21 protein-coding genes and 1 tRNA gene are annotated in these 22,724 nt (G+C 69.6%); 9 read left to right on the top strand and 13 right to left on the bottom strand.

The window, feature by feature from the left end:
* Window positions 1-130: 130 nt before the first annotated feature.
* Window positions 131-898, top strand: a complete 768-nt coding sequence (locus ADL12_RS04650; RefSeq protein WP_062698771.1) for a LuxR C-terminal-related transcriptional regulator — start codon at window positions 131-133, stop codon at window positions 896-898.
* A gap of 184 nt (window positions 899-1,082) precedes the next feature.
* On the opposite strand, the gene tamR is transcribed toward ADL12_RS04650, so the two are convergent.
* A complete protein-coding gene (gene tamR / locus ADL12_RS04645) occupies window positions 1,083-1,580 on the bottom strand; it encodes a MarR family transcriptional regulator TamR (protein WP_059196100.1) in 498 nt (165 codons plus the stop codon).
* A gap of 94 nt (window positions 1,581-1,674) precedes the next feature.
* On the opposite strand from tamR, the gene ADL12_RS04640 reads away from it, so the two are divergent.
* The 3 genes from ADL12_RS04640 to ADL12_RS49605 all read left to right on the top strand — a co-directional run bounded on the left by ADL12_RS04640 (window position 1,675) and on the right by ADL12_RS49605 (window position 3,091).
* Window positions 1,675-2,484 carry a trans-aconitate 2-methyltransferase gene (locus tag ADL12_RS04640; RefSeq protein ID WP_062698769.1) on the top strand — a complete coding sequence of 270 codons (810 nt, stop codon included), beginning with the start codon at window positions 1,675-1,677 and terminating at the stop codon, window positions 2,482-2,484.
* Window positions 2,484-2,852 (top strand): VOC family protein, encoded by a 369-nt coding sequence (locus tag ADL12_RS04635; RefSeq protein ID WP_062698767.1) that lies wholly within the window; start codon window positions 2,484-2,486, stop codon window positions 2,850-2,852. The genes ADL12_RS04640 and ADL12_RS04635 overlap by 1 nt, the downstream gene beginning before the upstream one ends.
* A gap of 65 nt (window positions 2,853-2,917) precedes the next feature.
* Window positions 2,918-3,091, top strand: coding sequence for a CsbD family protein (locus ADL12_RS49605; protein ID WP_079051835.1), 174 nt, complete (start codon window positions 2,918-2,920; stop codon window positions 3,089-3,091).
* Between the two features lie 10 nt (window positions 3,092-3,101).
* On the opposite strand, the gene ADL12_RS04630 is transcribed toward ADL12_RS49605, so the two are convergent.
* Together ADL12_RS04630 and ADL12_RS04625 are read right to left on the bottom strand one after the other, a co-directional pair.
* The gene (locus tag ADL12_RS04630; protein WP_062698765.1) at window positions 3,102-3,779 is read right to left on the bottom strand and encodes a TetR/AcrR family transcriptional regulator; all 678 of its coding nucleotides are present in this window, start codon (window positions 3,777-3,779) and stop codon (window positions 3,102-3,104) included.
* Window positions 3,776-4,786: an acyl-CoA desaturase gene (locus ADL12_RS04625; protein WP_062698763.1), complete on the bottom strand. Its 1,011-nt coding sequence runs from the start codon at window positions 4,784-4,786 to the stop codon at window positions 3,776-3,778. Before ADL12_RS04625 ends, ADL12_RS04630 begins: the two co-directional genes overlap by 4 nt.
* A 309-nt stretch (window positions 4,787-5,095) precedes the next feature.
* Between ADL12_RS04625 and ppc the strand changes: the two genes are divergently transcribed.
* Window positions 5,096-7,849 carry a phosphoenolpyruvate carboxylase gene (gene ppc / locus ADL12_RS04620; RefSeq protein ID WP_062698761.1) on the top strand — a complete coding sequence of 918 codons (2,754 nt, stop codon included), beginning with the start codon at window positions 5,096-5,098 and terminating at the stop codon, window positions 7,847-7,849.
* Between the two features lie 94 nt (window positions 7,850-7,943).
* Here ppc and ADL12_RS04615 read toward each other — a convergent pair whose 3' ends face one another.
* The 8 genes from ADL12_RS04615 to ADL12_RS04580 form a co-directional block, all read right to left on the bottom strand.
* Window positions 7,944-8,672 carry an LPXTG cell wall anchor domain-containing protein gene (locus ADL12_RS04615; RefSeq protein ID WP_063806614.1) on the bottom strand — a complete coding sequence of 243 codons (729 nt, stop codon included), beginning with the start codon at window positions 8,670-8,672 and terminating at the stop codon, window positions 7,944-7,946.
* Between the two features lie 137 nt (window positions 8,673-8,809).
* Complete coding sequence (locus tag ADL12_RS04610) at window positions 8,810-9,298, bottom strand: hypothetical protein (RefSeq protein WP_062698757.1); 489 nt, start codon at window positions 9,296-9,298, stop codon at window positions 8,810-8,812.
* Between the two features lie 65 nt (window positions 9,299-9,363).
* Window positions 9,364-9,966, bottom strand: a complete 603-nt coding sequence (pth, locus tag ADL12_RS04605; protein ID WP_062698755.1) for an aminoacyl-tRNA hydrolase — start codon at window positions 9,964-9,966, stop codon at window positions 9,364-9,366.
* Window positions 9,967-10,157: 191 nt separating this feature from the next.
* Window positions 10,158-10,754 (bottom strand): 50S ribosomal protein L25/general stress protein Ctc, encoded by a 597-nt coding sequence (locus ADL12_RS04600; RefSeq protein ID WP_062698753.1) that lies wholly within the window; start codon window positions 10,752-10,754, stop codon window positions 10,158-10,160.
* A 220-nt stretch (window positions 10,755-10,974) separates the two neighbouring features.
* The gene (locus tag ADL12_RS04595) at window positions 10,975-11,955 is read right to left on the bottom strand and encodes a ribose-phosphate diphosphokinase (protein WP_062698752.1); all 981 of its coding nucleotides are present in this window, start codon (window positions 11,953-11,955) and stop codon (window positions 10,975-10,977) included.
* A 132-nt stretch (window positions 11,956-12,087) separates the two neighbouring features.
* Window positions 12,088-13,536, bottom strand: coding sequence for a bifunctional UDP-N-acetylglucosamine diphosphorylase/glucosamine-1-phosphate N-acetyltransferase GlmU (gene glmU, locus ADL12_RS04590; RefSeq protein ID WP_079051834.1), 1,449 nt, complete (start codon window positions 13,534-13,536; stop codon window positions 12,088-12,090).
* Between the two features lie 115 nt (window positions 13,537-13,651).
* Window positions 13,652-13,722 (bottom strand) — tRNA-Gln (locus ADL12_RS04585).
* A 6-nt stretch (window positions 13,723-13,728) separates the two neighbouring features.
* Window positions 13,729-14,601, bottom strand: a complete 873-nt coding sequence (locus ADL12_RS04580) for a hypothetical protein (RefSeq protein WP_062698748.1) — start codon at window positions 14,599-14,601, stop codon at window positions 13,729-13,731.
* A gap of 167 nt (window positions 14,602-14,768) precedes the next feature.
* Here ADL12_RS04580 and ADL12_RS04575 point away from each other — a divergent pair, with 167 nt between their 5' ends.
* Window positions 14,769-16,100 carry a sensor histidine kinase gene (locus ADL12_RS04575; protein WP_062698746.1) on the top strand — a complete coding sequence of 444 codons (1,332 nt, stop codon included), beginning with the start codon at window positions 14,769-14,771 and terminating at the stop codon, window positions 16,098-16,100.
* Between the two features lie 52 nt (window positions 16,101-16,152).
* On the opposite strand, the gene ADL12_RS04570 is transcribed toward ADL12_RS04575, so the two are convergent.
* Together ADL12_RS04570 and ADL12_RS04565 are read right to left on the bottom strand one after the other, a co-directional pair.
* A complete protein-coding gene (locus ADL12_RS04570; RefSeq protein ID WP_062698744.1) occupies window positions 16,153-16,647 on the bottom strand; it encodes an SUKH-3 domain-containing protein in 495 nt (164 codons plus the stop codon).
* A 58-nt stretch (window positions 16,648-16,705) separates the two neighbouring features.
* Window positions 16,706-17,230: a YwqJ-related putative deaminase gene (locus ADL12_RS04565; RefSeq protein ID WP_062698742.1), complete on the bottom strand. Its 525-nt coding sequence runs from the start codon at window positions 17,228-17,230 to the stop codon at window positions 16,706-16,708.
* Window positions 17,231-17,538: 308 nt separating this feature from the next.
* On the opposite strand from ADL12_RS04565, the gene ADL12_RS04560 reads away from it, so the two are divergent.
* The 3 genes from ADL12_RS04560 to ADL12_RS04550 all read left to right on the top strand — a co-directional run bounded on the left by ADL12_RS04560 (window position 17,539) and on the right by ADL12_RS04550 (window position 22,391).
* Window positions 17,539-18,534: an SMI1/KNR4 family protein gene (locus ADL12_RS04560; RefSeq protein ID WP_079051837.1), complete on the top strand. Its 996-nt coding sequence runs from the start codon at window positions 17,539-17,541 to the stop codon at window positions 18,532-18,534.
* A gap of 8 nt (window positions 18,535-18,542) precedes the next feature.
* Window positions 18,543-21,155 carry an SUKH-4 family immunity protein gene (locus ADL12_RS04555; RefSeq protein ID WP_062698784.1) on the top strand — a complete coding sequence of 871 codons (2,613 nt, stop codon included), beginning with the start codon at window positions 18,543-18,545 and terminating at the stop codon, window positions 21,153-21,155.
* A 348-nt stretch (window positions 21,156-21,503) separates the two neighbouring features.
* A complete protein-coding gene (locus tag ADL12_RS04550) occupies window positions 21,504-22,391 on the top strand; it encodes a DivIVA domain-containing protein (protein ID WP_062698738.1) in 888 nt (295 codons plus the stop codon).
* Window positions 22,392-22,724 lie beyond the last annotated feature (333 nt).

The raw sequence follows: 22,724 nt of genomic DNA, 5'->3' as shown, positions 1-22,724 counted from the left end.
CTGCACGGCGGCGGCCGTGCGGGCCCATCGTGCTTCGGGCGTCGTACCCGCGACCGTGTTCGTCTCCCGGTGTCGTCCTCATGACGATGGGGTATCCCCTGCTCTTCGAGAGCTTGGGGAAGGGGGTTTCGTGGTTCGCATCCGAGTGCTGGTCGTCGACGACCATCGCATCTTCGCCGAGTCGCTCGCCGCCGCCCTGGCCGCCGAGCCCGACGTCGACGTCTCCGCCGCCGGCAGCGGCCCGGCCGCGCTGCGCAGTCTGGAGCGCGCGGCCGCCGAGGGGCGCCGGTTCGATGTCCTGCTCGTCGACGCCGACCTGGGTGGCAATGTGGCGGGGATACGGCCTGCCGTGCCCGTTCAGGAGGTGGGCGAGGACGGGCTCGTCGACGGTATCTCGCTCGTCGCCGGCGTCCGTACCGCCCAGCCGGCCGTCCGGATCGTGGTCCTCGCCGAGAAGGACGATCCGCGCCGGGCCGCGCTCGCCCTGCAGGCCGGGGCCTCCGGGTGGGTGGCCAAGGACTGCTCACTGTCCCGGCTGCTCACCGTCATCCGCGGCGTCCTGCGCGACGAGACCCATCTGCCGCCGGCCCTGCTCACGGGCGTCCTGCGGGAGCTGACGGCCGCACGCAAGCACCGCACCGAGAGCGAACGGCTGGTGGAGTCGCTGACGCCGCGCGAGCGGGAAGTGCTCCGGTGCATGGTGGCGGGGTTGGGGCGCAAGGCGGTCGCCGAGCGCCTGTACCTCTCCCCACACACCGTCCGCACCCATATGCAGAACGTCCTCGGCAAGCTGGGCGTCCACTCGACCCTGGCTGCCGTGGCTCTCGCCCGCCGCGCCGGGGTGGGCCCGGTGGATCTGGCGGGGGATGTCGTCGAACGGGGCGGTCGGCTGGCGTAGGGGAGCGTCCGGTCCTGCCGGAGGAAATCAGCAGCGCCTGATCAGGGCCCTTGAGCGGCAGCGCCGCTCAAGGGGCGCGGGGCGGTGTCGATTTGCGGCTACCGCCGCGTGGGCGCGACCAGCCACGACGGCGCCGCAGACAACCAACGACACAACCCGGCACTACCAGCGGAGCGCCTAGCGCCTACCCGGGGATGTTGTCGAACGGGGCGGTCAGCTGGCGTAGCAGGCCGGCCAGTTCGCCCCGCTGGGCGCGCGACAGCTCCGCGAGGATGGCGCGCTCCTGGTCCAGCAGGCCGGCGAGTGCCTGGTCGGCGCGGTCGCGGCCCTCGTCGGTGAGGCGGACGAGTACGCCGCGCCGGTCGCTGGGGTCGGGGAGGCGCTCCACCAGGCCCTTCTTGGCCAGGCGGTCGATGCGGTTCGTCATCGTGCCCGAGGTGACCAGGGTCTGCGTCAGGAGCTGTCCCGGGGAGAGCTGGTACGGCGTTCCCGCGCGCCTGAGCGCGGTCAGTACGTCGAACTCCCAGGGCTCCAGGCTGTGCTCGGAGAAGGCCAGCCGCCGTGCGCGGTCCAGATGCCGGGCCAGTCTGCTCACCCGGCTGAGCACCTCGAGCGGTTCCACGTCGAGGTCCGGGCGCTCCCGGCGCCACGCTGCGACCAGCCGATCGACCTCGTCCTCCATGGAGATCAGTGTAGTGGTTGTGTCGATGTAAAGTCTCTTGACGTCAAGATACTTGCGGGGGCAGGCTGGAGATCGACAGACAGGAGGCCCCGCCATGTCCGCTGCCGCCGCCCCCATCTGGGATCCGGCCCAGTACCTGCGCCACGCCGGCCACCGCGCCCGCCCCTTCGCCGACCTCCTCGCCCGCGTCCCGGACCTCCGCGCCGAGCGGCCCCGCATCGCCGACCTCGGCTGCGGCCCCGGCAACGTCACCACCCTGCTCGCCCGGCGCTGGCCCACGGCCCGGATCACCGGCTACGACAACTCCGCCGAGATGCTCGACAAGGCCCACGTCGAGCATGAGGGCCCGACGGCGGGCGGCGGTCGCCTCGACTTCGCCCACGCCGACGTACGGACGTGGACGCCCGGGGAGCCGTACGACCTGATCATCAGCAATGCCACGCTGCAGTGGGTCCCCGGGCACGTGGACCGGTTCGCGGACTGGGTGCGGGGCCTGTGCCCCGGTGGCACCTTCGCCTTCCAGGTCCCCGGCAACTTCGACGCCCCGAGCCACCGCCTGATGCGCGACCTCGCCCACCGCCACGGCCTCACCGACACCCTGCGCCACGAGGACGCCGTGCTCACCCCGCAGGCCTACCTGGAGCGCCTGAGCGACCTGGACTGCACGGCGGACGTGTGGGAGACGACGTACATCCATCCGCTGGCCGGCGAGGATCCCGTGCTGGACTGGGTGCAGGGAACCGGCCTGCGCCCCCTCCTGACGGCCCTCGCCGACAGCCCCGAGCGGCGGGAAGCCTTCCTGCGCGAGTACCGGGCGGCCCTGCGGGAGGCGTATCCGCCCGGTGCGCACGGCACGCCCTTCCCGTTCCGCCGGATCTTCGCCGTGGCCCGCAAGGAGGCGTGATGATCAGCGCCGTCGACCATGTCCAGCTCGCGGCCCCACCCGGCTCGGAGGAGCAGCTGCGGACGTACTACGTGGGTGTCCTCGGGATGACCGAGATCCCGAAGCCGCCGGTACTGGCCGCGCGCGGCGGCTGCTGGTTCCAGGCCGGGGCCGTGCAACTGCACCTTGGCGTGGAAGCAGCGTTCAGGCCCGCGAAGAAGGCGCACCCCGGGCTACGGGTCACCGGGATCGAGCAGTACGGCGCCCGGCTGGAGTCCCTCGGGGCGCAGGTCGAATGGGACGAGAACCTGCCGGGGCACAAGCGGTTCTACTCCTGCGACCCCGTCGGTAACCGGCTGGAGTTCCTGGAGCCGGTGACCGCTGTTTGAGCGCCACGGCGCAGGGTCACCCGCTGGGTGGACCACGACGTCAAGCCTTGCGAGGAGTGAGGGACGTGGCGAAGGAAGAGAAGGCCAGGGGCAAGAAGGAACAGCTCAAGGGCAAGGCCAAGGAGACCATCGGCCGCGTGGTCGGCAACGAGAGGCTGATCGCCGAAGGCAAGGCCGAGAAGAGGAAGGGCAGCGCCCGCCAGGCGAAGGAGAAGGGGAAGGACACCTTCAAGGGCTAGCTTTCAAGGGCTAGCTCTTGCGGTGCCCTATCAGCCGCGGCTTCGGCTCCAGCCCATCCAGCCCGTGCCACGCCAGATTCACCAGGTGCGCCGCCACCTCCGCCTTCTTCGGGCGGCGGACGTCCAGCCACCACTGGCCGGTCAGGGCGACCATCCCGACCAGGGCCTGCGCGTACAGCGGGGCCAGCTTGGGGTCGAAGCCGCGGCTCTTGAACTCGCGGCCCAGGATGTCCTCCACCTGGGTGGCGATGTCCGAGATGAGAGACGCGAAGGAACCCGTCGACTGGGGGATGGGCGAGTCACGGACCAGGATGCGGAAGCCGTCCGTGTACTCCTCGATGTAGTCCAGCAGGGCGAAGGCCGCCTGCTCGCACAGTTCCCGGGGGTGCCCGGCCGTCAGCGAGCTGGTCACCATGTCCAGCAGACGGCGCATCTCACGGTCCACCACGACCGCGTACAGGCCCTCCTTGCCGCCGAAGTGCTCGTACACCACCGGCTTGGACACCCCGGCCTTCGCCGCGATCTCCTCCACCGACGTGCCCTCGAAGCCCTTCGCGGCGAAGAGGGTGCGACCGATCTCCAGCAACTGCTGGCGCCGCTCCGCACCGGTCATCCGGGTACGGCGCGTCCGCCGCTGCTTGTCGTTGCCGGGGGTACTGCTGGAGTCGGTCGCCACGCCGTCAATCATGCCGCCTTCGCAGGCTCCTTCCGGCGCCGGGAGCCGCCTTCCTCGCTGTTCCGGCGCGAATCGATACGCGAGCGTGACGGCCAGCGCACGTCATAGGCCCAGCCGAGCATCTCGAACCAGCGGATGATGCGCGCCGAGGAGTCGATCTGGCCGCGCTCCACACCGTGCCGCGCGGAGGTCGGGTCGGCATGGTGCAGGTTGTGCCAGGACTCGCCGCACGACAGGACCGCCAGCCACCACACGTTGCCCGAACGGTCACGCGACTTGAACGGCCGCTTGCCCACCGCGTGGCAGATCGAGTTGATTGACCAGGTGACGTGGTGCAGCAGGGCGACCCGCACCAGCGAGCCCCAGAAGAAGCCCGTGAACGCACCCCACCAGGACATCGTCACCAGACCGCCGATCAGCGCGGGCAGGGCCAGCGACAGGATCGTCCAGTAGATGAACTGACGGGAGATCGCGCGGATCGCCGGGTCCTTGACCAGATCCGGCGCGTACTTCTCCTGCGGCGTCTGCTCCTCATCGAACATCCACCCGATGTGCGCCCACCACAGGCCCTTCATCAGGGCCGGGAGGGTCTCGCCGAACCGCCACGGGGAGTGCGGGTCGCCCTCGGCGTCCGAGAACTTGTGGTGCTTGCGGTGGTCCGCCACCCAGCGCACGATCGGGCCCTCGACCGCCAGCGAACCGGCGATCGCCAGTGCGATCCGCAAAGGCCGCTTGGCCTTGAACGAACCGTGGGTGAAGTAGCGGTGGAAACCGATCGTGATGCCGTGGCAGCCCAGGAAGTAGAAGAAGACCATCAGGCCGAGGTCGAGCCAGCTCACACCCCAGCCCCACGCCAGCGGCACCGCCGCGACGAGCGCGAGGAACGGGACCGTGATGAAGAGGAGGAGCGCGATCTGCTCGATCGACCGCTTCTTCTCCCCGCCCAGCGTGGCGGAGGAAATCGTGGTGTCGTCGTTCGCCTGCGGGGCGTCTTCGATCACATCGGAGCTCGTGGTCATGCGCGTCCCCTGTGGGGTTTCGAGGGTTGTGGCAGGTGCCGGGGTCGCGGGAACCATTCCCGGATTCCGTTACATCGGTCCCTACGGTTCCGTAACCTACGGCGTCGTAAGTATGGCAGTGCGTCGCCCGGCGGCAAGAGCCCGAGAGACTGCGCGTCCGCATGGACACCTATCCTTGGAGTCGGTCGGACAGCGCGGTCCGCTCTGAATTCTTCCCGGATGTCAGGAGCCGTATGCGGCCCCCGCCGCGCGGCCCCCGACGCCGGGTTCCCTCCCGGACGAGCTTCAACACTGCAAGGAGCCGCACCTGTGAGCAGTGCCGACGACCAGACTGTGTCCCAGGCGACCACCAGCACTGAGCTGCGAGCCGACATCCGCCGACTGGGGGACCTGCTCGGCGAGACCCTCGTCCGCCAGGAGGGTCCCGAGCTGCTCGAACTCGTCGAGAAGGTCCGCCGCCTCACCCGCGAGGACGGCGAGGCCGCAGCCGAACTACTGCGCGGCACAGAGCTGGACACCGCGGCCAAGCTGGTCCGCGCCTTCTCCACCTACTTCCACCTGGCCAACGTCACCGAACAGGTCCACCGCGGCCGCGAGCTGCGCGCCCGGCGCGCCGCCGAGGGCGGCCTCCTCGCCCGTACGGCCGACCGCCTCAAGGACGCCGACGCCGAACACCTGCGCCAGACGATCAAGCACCTCAACGTCCGCCCCGTCTTCACCGCGCACCCCACCGAGGCCGCCCGCCGCTCCGTCCTCAACAAGCTCCGGCGCATCGCAGCCCTCCTGGAGACCCCGGTCCTCGACGGAGACCGACGCCGGCACGACACCCGACTGGCCGAGAACATCGACCTCGTATGGCAGACCGACGAACTCCGCGTCGTACGCCCGGAGCCCGCCGACGAGGCCCGCAACGCCATCTACTACCTCGACGAACTGCACGCCGGCGCCGTCGGCGACGTCCTGGAGGACCTCACCGCCGAACTGGAGCGCGTCGGCCACAAGCTCCCCGACGACACCCGCCCGCTCACCTTCGGCACCTGGATCGGCGGCGACCGCGACGGCAACCCCAACGTCACCCCCCAGGTCACCTGGGACGTCCTCATCCTCCAGCACGAGCACGGCATCAACGACGCCCTGGAGATGATCGACGAGCTGCGCGGCTTCCTGTCGAACTCCATCCGCTACACCGGAGCCACCGAAGAGCTCCTGGAATCCCTGAAGGCCGACCTCGAAGCCCTCCCCGAGATCAGCCCCCGCTACAAGCGCCTCAACGCCGAAGAGCCCTACCGGCTCAAGGCCACCTGCATCCGGCAGAAGCTGGAGAACACCAAGACCCGCCTGGCCAGGAACATCCCCCACGAGCCCGGCCGCGACTACCTCGGCACCAGCGAGCTCCTGCACGACCTCAAGCTGATCCAGACGTCACTGCGCGCCCACCGAGGCGGCCTGTTCGCCGACGGCCGCATGGACCGCACCATCCGCACCCTGTCCGCATTCGGCCTCCAGCTCGCCACCATGGACGTACGCGAACACGCCGACGCCCACCACCACGCCCTCGGCCAGCTCTTCGACCGCCTCGGCGAGGAATCCTGGCGCTACGCCGACATGCCCCGCGACTACCGCTCCAAGCTCCTCGCCAAAGAGCTCCGGTCGCGTCGCCCCCTCGCCCCCACCCCCGCGCCCGTGGACGCGGCCGGCGAGAAGACCCTCGGCGTCTTCCAGACCGTCAAGCGGGCCCTGGCCGTCTTCGGACCCGAGGTCATCGAGTCGTACATCATCTCCATGTGCCAGGGCGCCGACGACGTCTTCGCCGCCGCCGTCCTCGCCCGCGAAGCCGGCCTCATCGACCTGCACGCCGGCTGGGCCAAGATCGGCATCGTCCCGCTCCTGGAGACCACCGACGAGCTCAAGGCCGCCGACACCATCCTCGAGGACATGCTCTCCGACCCGTCGTACCGCAGGCTCGTGGCCCTGCGCGGGGACGTCCAGGAGGTCATGCTCGGCTACTCCGACTCCTCCAAGTTCGGCGGCATCACCACCAGCCAGTGGGAGATCCACCGGGCGCAGAGGCGCCTGCGTGACGTGGCGCACCGGTACGGGGTGCGTCTGCGCCTCTTCCACGGCCGCGGCGGCACCGTCGGCCGCGGCGGCGGTCCCTCCCACGACGCGATCCTCGCCCAGCCCTGGGGCACCCTGGAAGGCGAGATCAAGGTCACCGAACAGGGCGAGGTCATCTCCGACAAGTACCTCGTGCCCTCCCTCGCCAGGGAGAACCTGGAACTGACCGTCGCCGCCACCCTCCAGGCCTCCGCCCTGCACACCGCCCCCCGCCAGTCCGGCGAGGCACTCGCCCGCTGGGACGCCGCCATGGACGTCGTCAGCAACGCCGCCCACGCCGCGTACCGCAAGCTCGTCGAGGATCCGGACCTGCCGACGTACTTCCTCGCGTCGACGCCGGTGGACCAGCTCGCCGACCTGCACCTGGGCTCGCGGCCCTCCCGCCGCCCCGGCTCGGGTGTCTCGCTCGACGGGCTGCGCGCCATCCCGTGGGTCTTCGGCTGGACCCAGTCACGGCAGATCGTGCCCGGCTGGTTCGGCGTCGGCTCCGGGCTCAAGGCGCTGCGCGAAGCGGGCCTGCGGCAAGAAGGTGACACCGTGCTCGACGAGATGCACGAACAGTGGCACTTCTTCCGCAACTTCATCTCCAACGTCGAGATGACCCTCGCCAAGACCGACCTGCGGATCGCCGCACACTACGTCGACACACTGGTCCCGGACGAGCTGAAGCACGTCTTCGACACCATCCGCGCCGAACACGAACTCACCGTCGCCGAGGTCCTCAAGGTCACCGGCGAGAAGGAACTCCTCGACGCGACGCCCGTCCTCAAGCAGACCTTCTCCATCCGCGACGCCTACCTGGACCCCATCTCCTACCTCCAGGTCACCCTCCTCAAGCGCCAGCGCGACGCCGCAGCCGCGGGCGCCGAACCCGACCCGCTGCTCGCACGGGCCCTGCTGCTCACCGTCAACGGCGTAGCAGCCGGCCTGCGCAACACCGGCTGACCACCCCGCACATGACGGTGCCCCCGAGTCACGTACTCGGGGGCACCGTTCGTTTTCCGTACGCCGGCTTCTTACATCAGCCGGCCGGCCGTCATCAGCCCTGGCCGGCCGCCTTGCGACGGCGGAACACCAGGTAGCCGCCCGCCGCCAGCAGCGCGGCCGCGACACCGGAGATCAGGCCCACCGGGGCACCATTACCCGTCTCGGCCAGGTCGCCCTCGGTGGAGCCACCGCCGGCCGCCGCGGACGGGGACGAAGAAGCGGCCGGAGAGGCGCTGTCGCCGCTGTCCTCAGCAGAGGGCGAGGCTTCCGTGGACGGCGTGCCGGACGGCTCCTCCGACGGCTCCTCGGACGGCTCCGACGACGCGCTGCTGGTCGGCTCCGCCGAGTCGTCCGTCACCGGGCACGTGTGCGACAGGTTGAACAGCTCCAGGTCACCGCCGCGCACCTCGGCCACCGCCGAGGTCAGCTCCGCACCCGGCTGCGAGGCCACGTAGGCGTGCTTGTCGGACGGCGGACCGAAGTCCGTCACCACCTGCTGCCCACCCGGCTCGAACGTCACCGTCAACTTCACGAAATCCGACGAGTTCCCCGGCAGCACGAAGTGCCAGCCGTCCTGCCCCTCCGGAATGCCCGGGCACTCATCCCGGCCTTCCTGCGGGGCGCCACCGTCATCGGTGGTCGCGGTACGCGGCAGCTCCTGACGCAGCTGCACGGTGTATGAGTCGTCACCGGAGCCGGTGGCGTGGGCGGCGGCCGGTGCGGAGAAAACAGCGGCCGCGGCGACGGCAGACAGCGCGCCGACGCGGGTGAGGGTTCGCATGAGGCAGTAGTCCATCTTCGTGAAAGGAACGGGAAGATGTGGAGGGGGCGGCTAAGCATCCAGCCCAGACTGACCCCAGGTCAATCACGAGCAGACAACACTTACATCCACCACAGACATGGAGAACGGCCAAAACCTCAGACCGTCACGAACGCCGCCGTCAACAACGCGATCCCCGACCCCGCCAACAACCACGCCACCCGCGTCCTCCGCAACCCACCCGCGACGACCACCGAAGCCAGCAACAGCGCACCACCCAACGGAACCCAGGCGTACAGAACACCCGCCGGCCCCGACCGCACGACGTCGTCACTCCCCGGCTTCACCACGACCGTGTACGTCTGCCCCTTGCGCACCGCCACGCTCTTCTCGATGACGACCGACCCGCGCGGCTGCGACCCCGCCGAGATCGGCGTGTACGGCCCACTGCACGTGTCCGCACCACACCGCGTCACCTCGACCGTGCCGCGCTCCCGCCCCTTCGTGAGCATCACATGATGCGCCGTGCCCCACGACGCCCACACACCCGCGATCAGAATCAGCACCGCGACCGTACCCATCGCCGCGAACCGCCCGAACCGCAGCACGGCCACAGCGCCCTGACTGGAAACAACGGCAGAAGGCATGGCCGCGATCCTTGGCCATCCCCCTACGCCCGGTCAACCTCGGCCCGTTGAGGCGGCCGGACAAGTCACGAGTTGTACGTGCTTTGCGCCCGCTCCAGCCCCTCGATCACCAGACACTCCACCGCATCCGCCGCCCGGTCCACGAAGTAGTCCAGCTCCTTGCGCTCCGCCGCCCCGAAATCCTTCAACACAAAGTCCGCCACCGGCATACGCCCCGGAGGCCGCCCGATCCCGAACCGCACCCGGTGATAGTCCGAACCCATCACCTTCGTCATCGACTTCAGCCCGTTGTGCCCGTTGTCCCCGCCACCCAGCTTCAACCGCAGCACGCCGTAATCGATGTCCAACTCGTCATGGACCGCGACGATATTCCCCACCGGCACCTTGTAGAAATCCCGCAGCGCGCTCAGCGGACCACCCGACAGATTCATGTACGACATCGGCTTCACCAGGATCACCCGCCGGTTCAACGGCCCAGGCGGCCCGATCCGCCCCTCCACGACCTGCGCCTGAGCCTTACCGGCCCGCTTGAACTTCCCCCCGATCCGCTCCGCCAGCAGATCCACCACCATGAACCCGACGTTGTGCCGGTTCCTGGCGTACTCGGGTCCCGGATTGCCGAGGCCGGCGATCAGCCACGGGGCGCTCGGGTCGGTCGTCACGTCCATGTCTCCTTGCTGTGCTTATCCGGGGGCTGCGACATCAGCGGCTGCCGCCGCGGGCCCCCGGACCCCCGGCAGAAAACCCCGGTCCGCCAGGGATGGCCGGAGTGATACACGCCAGCCGCTGCCCCCATCGGGAACAGCGGCTGACAAACCGATGACAGAGCCGAGGATCACGCCTCTGCCAGAGCCGAAGATCAGGCCTCGGCGGCTGCCTCGCCCTCGCCGGCCTCACCCTCAGCGGCCTCCTCGGCCTGCGAGGCCAGGACCTGCAGAACGACAGTGTCCTCCTCGACGGCCAGCGTGGTGCCCTTCGGCAGCGTGATGTCCTTGGCGAGGATCGCGGCACCGGCCTCCAGACCCTCCACGGACACGGTGACCGCCTCCGGGATGTGCGTGGCCTCAGTCTCGACCGGCAGCGCGTTCAGCACGTGCTCCAGCAGGTTGCCACCGGCAGCCAGTTCGCCCTCGGCGTGCACCGGGATCTCGACCGTGACCTTCTCGCCACGCTTGACCAGCTGCAGGTCGACGTGCTCCAGGAACCCCTTGATCGCGTCACGCTGCACGGCCTTCGGGATCGCCAGCTCGTTGGTCTTGCCGTCGATGTCCAGAGCGATCAGGACGTTCGGCGTACGCAGCGCCAGCAGCAGGTCGTGACCCGGGAGGGTCAGGTGGATCGGGTCGGAACCGCGACCGTACAGAACACCGGGAACCTTGCTGTCACGACGGATGCGACGGGCGGCACCCTTACCGAACTCGGTACGGGTCTCAGCGGAGATCTTTACCTCAGACATGATCACTCCTCGCAGAACTAGGAACGGACGTGGTCACCCGGCCACGAACGGCCTGCTACGAAGAGCGCGTCGATAACGGACAACCGTACGACTTCTGCTGAAGCGGTACGGCCTCCCTCGCCGAGCAACTGAAGCAGTCTACTCGGCCAGGGAGGCCGCAGAAAAGTTGACCTTGAGCGCCCTCCGGGCGCGGGCGATCAAGCAGCGGAGGTTTTACGACCTACTGCTCGTCGAACAGGCTCGTCACCGACCCGTCCTCGAACACCTCACGCACCGCACTCGCGATCGTCGGAGCGATCGACAACACCGTCAACTTGTCCAGATCCCGGCTCAGCTCACCCGGCGTCGGCAGCGTGTTCGTGAACACGAACTCACTCACCCGCGAGTTCTTCAGCCGGTCCGCAGCCGGACCGGAAAGCACACCGTGCGTGGCCGTCACAATGACGTCCTCGGCACCATGAGCGAAGAGCGCGTCAGCAGCCGCGCAGATCGTGCCACCCGTGTCGATCATGTCGTCGACCAGGACACACACACGACCCTTGACCTCACCCACGACCTCATGGACGGTCACCTGGTTCGCCACATCCTTGTCACGCCGCTTGTGCACAATGGCAAGGGGAGCACCGAGACGGTCACACCAACGGTCGGCCACCCGAACCCGCCCGGCATCCGGCGACACGACCGTCAGCTTCGCCTTGTCGACCTTGGTCCCCACATAGTCCGCAAGCAGCGGAAGAGCGAAGAGATGATCGACCGGCCCGTCGAAGAACCCCTGGATCTGATCCGTGTGCAGATCCACGGTCAGCAGGCGATCCGCACCCGCGGTCTTCATCAGATCCGCGATCAGACGCGCCGAAATCGGTTCACGCCCACGGTGCTTCTTGTCCTGCCGCGCGTAACCGTAGAACGGCACAATCACGGTGATGGAGCGAGCCGACGCACGCTTCAGCGCGTCGATCATGATCAACTGCTCCATGATCCACTGATTGATCGGAGCCGTGTGGCTCTGGATCACAAAGCAATCCGCACCACGCGCCGACTCCTGATAACGGACATAGATCTCACCGTTGGCGAAGTCGAAGGCCTTCGTCGGGACAACCCCGACACCCAACTGCTGGGCGACCTCCTCGGCAAGCTCGGGGTGGGCGCGGCCGGAGAAGAACATCAATTTCTTCTCGCCGGTCGTCTTGATCCCGGTCACAGCACTGTCTCCTCAGAGGTGTCGCAGCTGGGTGTCGAGAGACCACGCCGCTGGGCGCGACGAGCCGTCTCAGCTGGTGGGTGCGGGTGTGCACTTATCACGGTACGCCGTGTTTGACGCACCTGTTTCCGGTCAGCCCTCGCCATCCCCCTGACGAGACGCCGCCTCAGCCGCCTTCGCGGCCGCACTGCCCGGACGCTTACGAGCCACCCAACCCTCGATATTCCGCTGCTGACCGCGGGCCACAGCCAGCGAACCGGGCGGCACATCCTTCGTGATCACAGAGCCCGCCGCGGTGTACGCGCCGTCCCCGATCGTGACAGGAGCCACAAACATGTTGTCCGAACCGGTACGACAGTGCGAGCCGACCGTCGTGTGGTGTTTGTCCTGTCCGTCATAGTTCACGAAGACACTCGCGGCACCGATGTTGGAGTACTCACCGATGGTCGCATCACCGACATACGACAGATGCGGGATCTTCGTCCCCTCACCGATCGAGGAGTTCTTCGTCTCCACATACGTACCGATCTTGCCCTTCGCACCCAACCGGGTACCAGGACGGAGATAGGCGAACGGCCCCACCGACGCCTGCGCCCCCACCACAGCACCGTCCGCCACGGTGTTGTCGACCCGAGCACCCGCGCCGACCCGCGTGTCCTTCAGCCGACAGTTCGGCCCGACCTCCGCACCCTCACCGAGATGAGTCGAACCCTGCAACTGGGTGCCCGGATGCACGATCGCGTCCTGCGCGAACGTGACCGTCACATCGACCCACGTAGTGGCCGGGTCGACGACCGTGACACCGTCCAGCATGGCCCGGTTCAGCAACCGGTCGTTCAAAATCCGACGGGCCTCGGCAAGCTGCACACGGTTGTTGATCCCCGCGATCTCACGATGATCGCCGGCAACGGACGCACCGACCCGGTGACCGGCCTCACGCAGAATCCCGAGGACGTCGGTGAGGTACTCCTCGCCCTGACTGTTGTCGGTGCGAACCTTGCCCAGGGCATCGGCGAGAAGCTGCCCGTCAAACGCGAACACACCCGAGTTGATCTCCCGGATCGCCCGCTGCGACTCACTCGCGTCCTTGTGCTCCACAATCGCGGTCACGGCACCGGAGACACCGTCGCGCACGATCCGCCCGTACCCCGTCGCGTCCGGGACCTCGGCCGTCAGCACGGTCACGGCGTTGCCATCGGCGGAGTGGGTGGCGGCGAGGTGCGTCAGCGTCTCGCCGGCGAGGAGGGGAGTGTCGCCGCATACGACGACCACGGTCCCGTCGACGGCGCCGCCGAGCTCCTCAAGAGCCATCCGTACGGCATGCCCCGTGCCGTTCTGCTCGGCCTGCACGGCGGTACGTACGCCGGGGTCGATCTCGCCGAGATGCGCGATGACCTTCTCGCGGGCGTGCCCGACCACGACGACGAGATTCTCGGGGTCCAACTCACGCGCGGCGGCGAGCACATGACCGACGAGGCTGCGTCCGCACAGCTCGTGCAGGACCTTCGGTGTGGCCGACTTCATACGGGTGCCCTCACCCGCTGCGAGAACGACGACGGCTGCCGGGCGAATGGCGCTCACGGGATGCCCTTCGGCTGTGGAGGGGGAGGGGTGACATCCGCAGGATACCGGGGCGTTTCGTGGGGGACATGGGAGCGGGCCCTGACTTGGCTGTCAGGGCCCGCTCTCAGTTGGGCTCCCGGGGAAGGATTCGAACCTCCATAAGCGACACCAAAAGACGCTGTCCTGCCCTTAGACGACCCGGGATCGCCCTTATGTCCGGTTCGATAGATCGTCCGGACGGACGGCTCCTACTATGCCGTACCAGGCGCCCTCGATGCGACGGTACAGATCAGCTCCTTGCCGCACCTTGATGCCGAGGCACCCTCGATAGCTGTCTCCAGTGTTCTTGCGCACGGTTGTCGGGTTGTGTTTCTTGAGCACTGTCTTGCCGAGGGTCGACCGGTCAATGCCGACGAGGTCGGCCCAATAGTGCTCCGCTGCCTCGATGTCCGCGGACTCGTGGATCATGACGCGGCAGTGCAAACGATCGCGCCCCACCTCAAGCAGCTGCAGCCAGGCGAGGAATACGGAGATCATTCCGGGGTCGCTGTTGACGAACTCCACGCTCTCGCGGCGAGCGTGCGGCTTGTCCTTCGTGCCCTCGGCCCAGTAGAGGGCCACGCCCGCAATGAACAGCTCGCGGTCCGACAGCTCGCCCACCGCTTGGGCTGCAGCCAGCTTGGTTGCCCGGCGCTCTTGATCCTGTGCGGCACGCAGTCGCGCCAGTCCCGCGTTCATACGTGCGCGCTGTTCCTCTGGTGTGCACTTGGGTTCGGGAGCTGGTAGATCTCGTACCCACAGTGACACCGAGCTCTTCGAGCAGCCCAACTCGGCCTGGATCTGGTTGTACGTCCAGCCCTGCCTTCGCAGCTCCCGCGCCCTCTCGCGGAGGCCGTCCTTCGCTCGCGGGCGTTTCGTCCAGTCCGGGGGCGGCTCGCCTTCAACGAGGCGTTGAAGGACCTCCTTGTTGTGAACCTGAAGCTCGTCGCGGATCTGCCGAAGGCTGTAGCCCTGCCGCCGCAGCGCCACCGCCCGCTCCCGCAGCCCCTCGAAGTCGGCGTATTTGCCAGGTGGATGTGCCATAGGCATACCGTCCGGGCGGAATGATCGGTTCCGGGGTCGAACGGTGTGCGATTCAGCAGTTCGAGGGATATCGGGTGGTTTCGCTTACGTTCGGTCACGGAGTGTGGTGTAGGCCAGTCCGCGAAAGTCACCGGAAATGCGGTGCCGGGCGCCCGTAGGCTGGGGGTATGACCACGACGGGGGAAGCCCACACAGAGGCGCCGCCACCGGGGGCGGGGCCGTGGTGGTGGGGCAGGGTGCGCAGTGCGGTGCTGGACGTGAGTCTGGCCGTGGTGTCCGCGCTGGAGTGCGGGAGCGAGGGGGTCGGGTTCGCGAAGGACGCCGGGATTCCGTCGGCCGCGGGGGTTGTTTTCGGGGTTCTGGCCGGGTCGGTGCTGGTGTTGCGGCGGCGGTGGCCGATTGCCGTCGTGCTCGTGTCGATCGCTGTCATGCCCGCCCAGATGGGGTTCCTGATGGTCATCGTCGGGCTGTACACCCTGGCCGCTTCGGAGCTGCCGCGGCGGATCATCGCCTCGCTGGCGGGGATGTCGTTCGTCGGGATGCTGATCGTGACGTTCGTGTGGGTGCGGCAGGGCGTGGCGAGTGGTGAGCTGAGGTTCGGGGAGTGGATTGTTCCCCTGGCGTCTCTCACGACTGCTCTCGGGGTGACGGCGCCGCCTTTGCTGCTGGGGCTGTATGTGGGGGCTCGGCGGCGGCTCATGGAGAGTCTGCGGGAGCGGGCCGACAGTCTGGAGCGGGAGCTTCAGTTGCTCGCTGAGCGGGCGGAGGAGCGGGCCGAGTGGGCGCGGAACGAGGAGCGGACCCGGATCGCGCGGGAGATGCATGACGTCGTCGCGCATCGGGTGAGTTTGATGGTGGTGCATGCGGCTGCGCTGCAGGCTGTGGCGAGGAAAGATCCTGAGAAGGTCGTGAGGAATGCCGCGCTGGTGGGGGACATGGGGCGGCAGGCGTTGACCGAGTTGCGGGAGATGCTCGGTGTGCTGCGCAGTGGGGGTGGTGCGGAGCGGGAGCGGCGGGTTGTTGTGCCGCTGGCCGCTGTGGGGGCTGCCGCTGCTGCTGCGGCGGATCGGGAGCGGGGTCTGGGGGATGAGGGGGCCGGCGAGGGGCCTTGTCTGTCGGAGTTGGATGAGTTGATCGGGCAGTCGGCTGCTGCGGGGATGGTGGTGGATCTGTCCGTGGAGGGGGAGTCGCGGTCGTATGCGCCGGAGGTGGAGCAGACGGCGTATCGGGTGGTGCAGGAGGCGTTGACGAACGTCCACAAGCATGCGGCGGGGGCGAAGACGCACGTGCGGTTGGCGCATCGGGTGTCGGAGATCGCGATGCAGGTGGAGAACGAGCCGCCGCCGGAGGTGTCGTCGGCGGGGTCGGCGCGGTTGCCGTCGGGGGGTAACGGCTTGGTGGGGATGAAGGAGCGGGTCGTGGGGCTGGGCGGGGTGTTTGTGTCGGGTCCGACGGATGCGGGGGGTTATCGGGTGTCGGCGGTGATTCCGGCGGCGTAGTCGCTGGGGCGGTTCCTCGCCGCTCTGCGTGCGGCTTTCCCGTTGCTGGGTGTCAGCCCGCTGTGAGGCGTGCCGGTTCTATGCCGGAGACGAGGCCGGCGAGGGCTTGGTCGATGTCGGGGCCGAGGTACCAGTCGCCGGTGTGGTCGAGGGCGTAGATGCGGCCTTCGGTGTCGATGGCGAGGATGGCCTGGGTGTCGGTTTCGGTGCCGAGGGGGCAGACCTCGGTGTCGAGGGCGCGGCCGAGGTCGCCGAGGGTGCGGGCCATGTGGAGGCCGTGGAGTGGGTCGAAGTGGACGTGGGCGGGGGCGACCTGGCGGCCGGGGCCGGTGGGGGTGATGTGGAGGCCGCCGAATTCGGCCCAGGCTTCTACGGCGGCGGGGAAGACGGCGTGGCGGTGACCGGCGGGTGAGGTGTGGTCGCGGAGGGTGTCCGCCCAGAATTCGGCTTGTTTGATGTCCCAGCGTCCGGGTTGCCAGCCGGCGGCGCGTAGGGCGGCGTCGACGGGGACGGGGAATCGGGTGGTTGAGGTGCGGTCGGCTTGCATCGGCCCTTCGTTCGTCGTCCGTGTGGTGCGTGTGTGCGTGGTGCGGGGTGGGGTGGGGTCAGTTGGCGGTGGTGGCCGGGTCGACGATGCGGACGCCGAAGTGGGCGCTGAGGGCGGCGCAGGCGCGGCAGGGTGTGGCGAAGCTGCCGTGGAGGGGGTCGCCGTCCTCGCGGATGCGGCGGGCGGTGAGTTTGGCCTGTTTGAGGGCTTTGCGGGCTTCGCCGTTGGTCATGGGTTTGCGGGCGGCGCGTTTGCTGCGGGCGTCGTCGGCGGCGGTGATGTGCCGGGAGATGAGGATGGTCTCGGCGCAGCGGCCGGTGAAGCGGTCGCGTTGTGAGCTGGTGAGGGTGTCGAGGAAGTCCTGGACGAGGTGGTGCAGGGGTGGGGGCTGGTCGCCGCGGGCGGCGGTGCCGGTGAGGGTGGCGCCGCGGACGGAGAGGGCGGCGGCGACGGTGGGGAGTATGCCGTCGCGGCGGTGACGGAGGGTCGGCGCGTGGGGTGTTTCGGCGGCGCTCCAGCCGATGCGGGGGTCGCCGGAACTCGCTGCGTGTGGGCCTGTCTGCGTCACGTTCATGTTCATCATCCCCTCCCGAGCATCCCCCGGGCATGCTCTCGGACGTCACAGAGTGCCAAAAGGCGTGGCGGGTGCGGAAGCTGGGGCGGTGCGACACGCCCGGGTTTGGGCGGGCTGTCACGGCGGGGTGACGGCTGGTCACGGAAGCGGAGGGGGTCGTGCCCGGTGCCGGTGACCGGTGCCGTCGTACCGCATAGGCTGTCGGCACCGCTTTCCGTGCGGTGACGCATGGAGGCAGACGAGACAGCCGATATGAGGCGTTGTGACCGAGGGTGGTCATGGCGGGTCGTATCAGAACGCCGCAGGGGGCAACCGCCATGACGACAGGTCGGCTCGGGCAGCAAGCCGCGCCGCCGAACGCGGCCTACGCCGGGCAGGTCGTGCATTTCCCGGATCCGGTTCGGGCGTCGCGTCACCCGAGAGGAGTACGGGTGGACGAGCGTGGTTACCCCGACTTCTCGCCGTATGCGCGGGCGGCGGCGGAGATCGCGGAGCCGCCGGAGGGTTTCGGTGTCGACGAGTTGCGGCTGACGGACTATGTGTCGGCGAACGCGGCGTTGGCGGCGTCGGGGCACGACTTGTGGGACACGATTCCGGCGGTGGCGACGCCGCATGGCTGGACGTGGCATCACGTGGTGGGTTCGCGGCGGCTGGAGTTGGTTCCGGTCGAGGTGAAGGCGCTGCTCAGGCATCACGGTGGGATTGCCACGTCGACGGTGGACCAGAACAAGCGGGGGACGCGGCCGTTGCAGGAGACGCGGCCGGCGCATTTCGGGTTGCCGAAGTCGGGTGTGGCCGTGACGGAGCAGCAGGTGCTCGGGGTCGAGGAGGATCTCGGGTATCGGCTGCCGGGTGCGTATCGGTCGTTTCTGAAGGCGGCGGGTGGCTGTGCGCCGGTGGGGACGGCTCTGGATGCGGAGTTGGGTCTGTTGGTCGATCAGCCGCTGTTCACGGTGCGGGACGAGGCGGCGGTCAATGACCTGGTCTACGTCAACAAGTGCCTGCGCGACCATCTGACCAAGGACTATCTGGGTGTCGGGTTCGTGCAGGGCGGTTTGCTGACCGTGAAGGTGAAGGGCGAGGGGATCGGTTCGGTGTGGTTCTGCGCGTACGACGATGCGCGGGACGTGGACCCTTCGTGGGCGCCTGCCGAGCGGGTGGAGCGGTTGTTGGTGCCGTGCGGTGAGGACTTCGATGCGTTTCTGTCCCGACTGGCGGGTTCTCCGCCGGAGTTGGAGACGGTGGCGAATCTGATGGTGGATGGTGGGTTCGCGCGTGCGGTGCCCGTGGCTGCCGCGGCTGTGGGGGAGTGAGCTTCGCGATGGTGACGTTCGCGCAGGCGCAGGAGCGCGCGGAAGAGTGGATCAACGGGGATGTGCCGTCGTACCAGCATCGTGAGGTGCGGGTGCGGGAGTTCGAGCTTGGGTTTGTTGTGTGGCCCGAGGACCGTGCGGACGGGCCGCGTTCGGGCGGGGGTGCGCAGCGGCTGGTGATCGCCCGGGACAGCGGGGAGGCCACGTTGTGGCCGGCGTTGCCGGTGGGTGAGGTGATTCGCCGGTACGAGGAGGAGTACGGCCGGGCTGCGGAGACGGTCGCGGAGTCGGCGCCGGCCGCGCCGGCTCGGATGGATCTGAACCAGACGTCGTTCCTGTTGACTCCGCCGGAGTGGTTGCAGGAGGCGGCGGACAGGCTGGGCATCGAGGATCGGCGGGACAGGGGTTCGGGGTCGGACTCCGACGGTGGTGCGGGTGCCGGTGCCGCTGCGGGTGCGGGTACGTCCGGTGGGTCCGGGATGCCCGGTGTGCCTGACGGGGCGACTCCCTGGGCCGGGACGGACACCAATGCCGATGCCGGTGAGGACCGTTCCGTGCCGTTGCCGGAGACGGTGTTCGCGCCGCCGTTGAGCGGGGACGACACTGCTCCGCCGGACGCCCGGACTGCGCTGCTGTCGGGCGGGAGTCAGCTTCCGGCGACGGCGGTCGAGCCGGCGGTCGACGAATCGAGCGCGCCGGGTACGCCTCCGCCGGGGGCCACGCCTCCGCCGGGTATGCCGCCTGCGGGGGCGACGCCTCCGCCTGCGCCGGGTGCGCCTTCGTACGGCTATCCGCAGGGTGCCGGTGTGCCGCAGGGGCCGGGCGGGCCGGGGCAGCCGCTCGCGCCGAACGCCGCGGACATCGCCGATGCCGCGACCAGCAAGGCGGCGCCTCCTCGTGCGCGGGGTGGGGCGACGCCGCCTCCTCCGCCGGGTGCGCCGGGGATGCCGGGCGCGGGGGGTATGCCTCCTGCTCCGCCGTCCGCTCCGGGTGCGCCGGGTGCGCCGGCGGGTGGGTATGTTCCGACGCAGCTCGTGTCGGCGCTCGGGCCCGATGCGCCTGAGGGTGCTGCCGGGCCGGGGGCTCCGCAGGGTCCGGGCGCGCCGAATCCGCCTGGCGCCCCCAACCCGCCCGGTACGCCCGGCGGTACGCCTCCGGGCGGTGTCCACCATGCCGCCACGGTGCTGGCCGACCCGGGTCGGATGGACGGCCCCCCGCAGCCTCCAGCCGCTCCGGGCATGCCTGGCGCCCCGCAACCTCCCGGCGCTCCCGGCGTCCCGGCCGCACCTGGAGCTCCGGGTGCCCCGCAGCCTCCCGGCGCCCCGGGTGTGCCGGGTGGACCGGGTGCCGGCTCCGCCGGTGGTGCGCGTGGTGCCGTTCACCACGCGGAGACCGTGCTGGCCGCGCCCCCGGTGGGCGGCCCCGGCGTGCCTCCGCCGCCACAGGCCCCCGGCGCGCCCCAGCCGCCGGGCGCTCCCGGTATGGCGCCGGGCGCTCCTGGTGTGCCGCCCGGTGCCCCCCAGCCGCCCATGCCGCCGGCTGCGGTTCCGCCGCCTCCCGGTCAGCCCGGCCCGGGGCAGCCCGGCCCGGCTCAGCCCGGCCCGGGCCGGCCCCCGGCGTACGGCTACCCCCAGCAGCCCACCGGCCAGCCGACCGTCGGCCCCGGCTACCAGGCCGTCCTCCGCTACCGCGCGCAGGACGGGTCGGAGCAGCAGCTGATCCGGCGTTCGGCGCCGGGTACGCCGCACCCGGAGTGGCAGATCTTCCATGAGCTGCGGGCCATGAACGTGCCGTCGGACCAGGTGTTGGAGCTGCACACGGAGCTGGAGTCGTGTGAGCTGCCGGGTGCGTACTGTGCGCGGATGATCCGGGAGCAGTGGCCGCAGGCGCGGATCACGTCGATCGCGCCGTACGGCACGGATCACGCGAGCCGGCAGCAGGGCATGCAGCAACTGCTGGCGCATCAGGGCGAGTTGCACCAGGTCGCCGACGGGCCGGCGCGTCCGGCGCCCGTTCGCGCGCCGCTTCCGCAGGTGCAGGCGGCGCCGCCGATTCCGCCGGAGGGTGTGGCGCAGGAGCTGGCGGGGGTGTTCGGGCCGGGGATCTTCCGGTTCGAGCAGGCCGCCGTGTCCCGGCAGGGCGTGCCGCCGGTCGTGGCGCACAGCCTGGTGGTCGGCGGGCTGCCGATGGACATGGGTCCGTTCTTCTGGGCGCAGGCCCAGCCGGGGCGGCCCGTTCCGACGCTGGCGGAGCTGGCGGCCGAGCGCGGGGTGCAGCCGGCGTCGGACGCGGGCTCGTACCTGGTCATGGGCAGCGACTTCGGCAAGGCGCTGTGCGTGCAGTACGGGACGGCGAACATCGTCGCCGTGCCTGTGGAGGCGGGGCCGGGCGGTGTGCCCGTGCCGCCGCAGTTCGTGAACACCGGGCTGCCCGAGTTCCAGCGCTGTCTGGCGCTGCTCGGCCGGATGTGGCGGCTGCGCTTCGGTCTGAACCAGGAGCAGGCGGGCCGCTGGACCGTCGACTTCCAGGCCCAGCTCGCCGCTCTCGACCCGGCGGCGCTCGGGTCGCCGGAGAGCTGGTGGTCGGTGCTGCTGGAGCAGATGTGGGACGGGCTGCTGTGACGCCGCCCCGCTGCTTGTCGTGATGTGACATCACCCCGCTGCCGCTGACGCTGACGGCGGCGGGCGGGGTGGGGAAGGGCCGGCTCTCGGTTGTGCGACCGGGGCCGGCCCTTTCGTATGCGCCTATGCGTCTTCACGCCTTTGCGCCCTTGCTTCACTACGCCCGCGCGTCTTCGCGCCCGTGTGTCGTGGCGTTTTTCGTCTGTGTCTCTGCGCCTGTGCCATGCCCCTGCGCCTGCCTCGTGCCCCTGCACGCGGAGTGTCGCGTTATGAGCGATTCAACCTGATACATCAAGATGGGCGCTAAATAATCATTTTCGTGTCCTTTTGGCGGAGAGGGGTTCCAGGATGAGCAGCGCACCGGTCTCGCTCTACGACTTCGCGGTCGTACGAGGGCGTGGCTACCGCCCCGAACAGGTCGACGCCTACGTCGACGCCCTCTTCAGCGACCGCGACGCCGCCTGGGAACGGGCTGCCCGGCTCACCGTGCTCGCCAGGGAGATGGAGGAGGAGGTCGAGCAGCTGCAGGAGGAGGTGGCGCAGCTCGCCCCGCAGACATACGAGACGCTCGGGGTGCGTGCGCGGCGGATCCTCATGCTGGTGCAGGAGGAGGCCGAGGCCTTGCGGGAAGGTGCGCGCAAGGAGGCCAAGGCCTTGGTCGGCGAGGCGCAGAAGCGTGCGAACGGCGTGCGTGACGCGGCACAGGCGTACGCCGATGCCGTACGCGCCGATGCGGAAGAGCGCGCCGAAGAGCGGTTGCTCGCGGCGCGTGCCGAGGCGATCGAGCTCCGTGTCACCGCCCGGCGCGACGTGAAGGAGGGGCGTGGGGAGGTCCTCAGCACGTTGCGCGAGCTACGGGAGCGCACCGCCGAGATGCTCCCCGAGCAGGAGAAGGAGCACGCCGAGCGGTGGGCCGAGGCCGAGCGGGAGGCCGAGGAACGGCTGGTGGCGCTGGCGGCGTCGGAGAAGGAGCGGATCGCGCAGGCCGAGGCCTCGTTGTCCGATGCGAAGCAGGAGCTGGTGGACGCGCAGGCCTCGACGCAGCGTTTGCAGGAGGAGGCGGCGGCGCGCGCGACGGAGCTGCACGCGCAGGCGCGGCGGCGGGCGGACTCGATCGCCCGGGAGACGGAACGGGTGCTGCGCGAGCACGGGGAGAGATGGGATGAGGTGCGCGCGCACATCGGGCAGATGCGGGTCAGCCTGACGGCGCTGACGGGCCAGGCCGCCCTGGAATGAGCGACACCGGTTTCGATCACGGCCACCGCCAGTGTCGTCGCACCCCTGACCTCGGCCGGCGAGCGCCCGGTCGCTGAGCTTTCGGTCGCCAGGTCCGTGGTCATCCAGCGTCCGGTCGCCGAGCTCTCGGTCACCAAGCCCGCGGTCATCCAGCCCGCGGTCACCCAGCGCCCGGCTATCCAGCGCCCGGTCACCAAGCCCGCGGTCATCCAGCGCCTGGTCACCGAAGCTCTCGGTCACCGAGCCCGCGGTCATCCAGCGCCTGGCCACCCAGCCCGCGGTCACCAAGCGCGCGCCCGGTCCCCCCTCCGGCCCCCGCGCCCAGCTCCCCGC

Origin of the sequence: Streptomyces regalis, from assembly GCF_001509475.1 — a bacterium.
GTDB classification, from domain to species: Bacteria; Actinomycetota; Actinomycetes; order Streptomycetales; family Streptomycetaceae; genus Streptomyces; species Streptomyces regalis.
The sequence above is the reverse complement of the archived record's forward strand: the minus strand, read 5'-3'. Positions and strand labels throughout refer to the sequence as shown.

Excerpts from the sequence above, each read along its gene's own strand:
- tamR (WP_059196100.1), bottom strand. The coding sequence starts at position 1,580 with ATGGAGGACGAGGTCGATCGGCTGGTCGCAGCGTGGCGCCGGGAGCGC.
- ADL12_RS04640 (WP_062698769.1), top strand. The coding sequence starts at position 1,675 with ATGTCCGCTGCCGCCGCCCCCATCTGGGATCCGGCCCAGTACCTGCGC.
- ADL12_RS04635 (WP_062698767.1), top strand. The coding sequence starts at position 2,484 with ATGATCAGCGCCGTCGACCATGTCCAGCTCGCGGCCCCACCCGGCTCG.
- ADL12_RS04630 (WP_062698765.1), bottom strand. The coding sequence starts at position 3,779 with ATGATTGACGGCGTGGCGACCGACTCCAGCAGTACCCCCGGCAACGAC.
- ADL12_RS04625 (WP_062698763.1), bottom strand. The coding sequence starts at position 4,786 with ATGACCACGAGCTCCGATGTGATCGAAGACGCCCCGCAGGCGAACGAC.
- ADL12_RS04615 (WP_063806614.1), bottom strand. The coding sequence starts at position 8,672 with ATGCGAACCCTCACCCGCGTCGGCGCGCTGTCTGCCGTCGCCGCGGCC.
- ADL12_RS04610 (WP_062698757.1), bottom strand. The coding sequence starts at position 9,298 with ATGCCTTCTGCCGTTGTTTCCAGTCAGGGCGCTGTGGCCGTGCTGCGG.
- pth (WP_062698755.1), bottom strand. The coding sequence starts at position 9,966 with ATGGACGTGACGACCGACCCGAGCGCCCCGTGGCTGATCGCCGGCCTC.
- ADL12_RS04600 (WP_062698753.1), bottom strand. The coding sequence starts at position 10,754 with ATGTCTGAGGTAAAGATCTCCGCTGAGACCCGTACCGAGTTCGGTAAG.
- ADL12_RS04580 (WP_062698748.1), bottom strand. The coding sequence starts at position 14,601 with ATGGCACATCCACCTGGCAAATACGCCGACTTCGAGGGGCTGCGGGAG.
- ADL12_RS04575 (WP_062698746.1), top strand. The coding sequence starts at position 14,769 with ATGACCACGACGGGGGAAGCCCACACAGAGGCGCCGCCACCGGGGGCG.
- ADL12_RS04570 (WP_062698744.1), bottom strand. The coding sequence starts at position 16,647 with ATGCAAGCCGACCGCACCTCAACCACCCGATTCCCCGTCCCCGTCGAC.
- ADL12_RS04565 (WP_062698742.1), bottom strand. The coding sequence starts at position 17,230 with ATGATGAACATGAACGTGACGCAGACAGGCCCACACGCAGCGAGTTCC.
- ADL12_RS04560 (WP_079051837.1), top strand. The coding sequence starts at position 17,539 with ATGACGACAGGTCGGCTCGGGCAGCAAGCCGCGCCGCCGAACGCGGCC.
- ADL12_RS04555 (WP_062698784.1), top strand. The coding sequence starts at position 18,543 with ATGGTGACGTTCGCGCAGGCGCAGGAGCGCGCGGAAGAGTGGATCAAC.
- ADL12_RS04550 (WP_062698738.1), top strand. The coding sequence starts at position 21,504 with ATGAGCAGCGCACCGGTCTCGCTCTACGACTTCGCGGTCGTACGAGGG.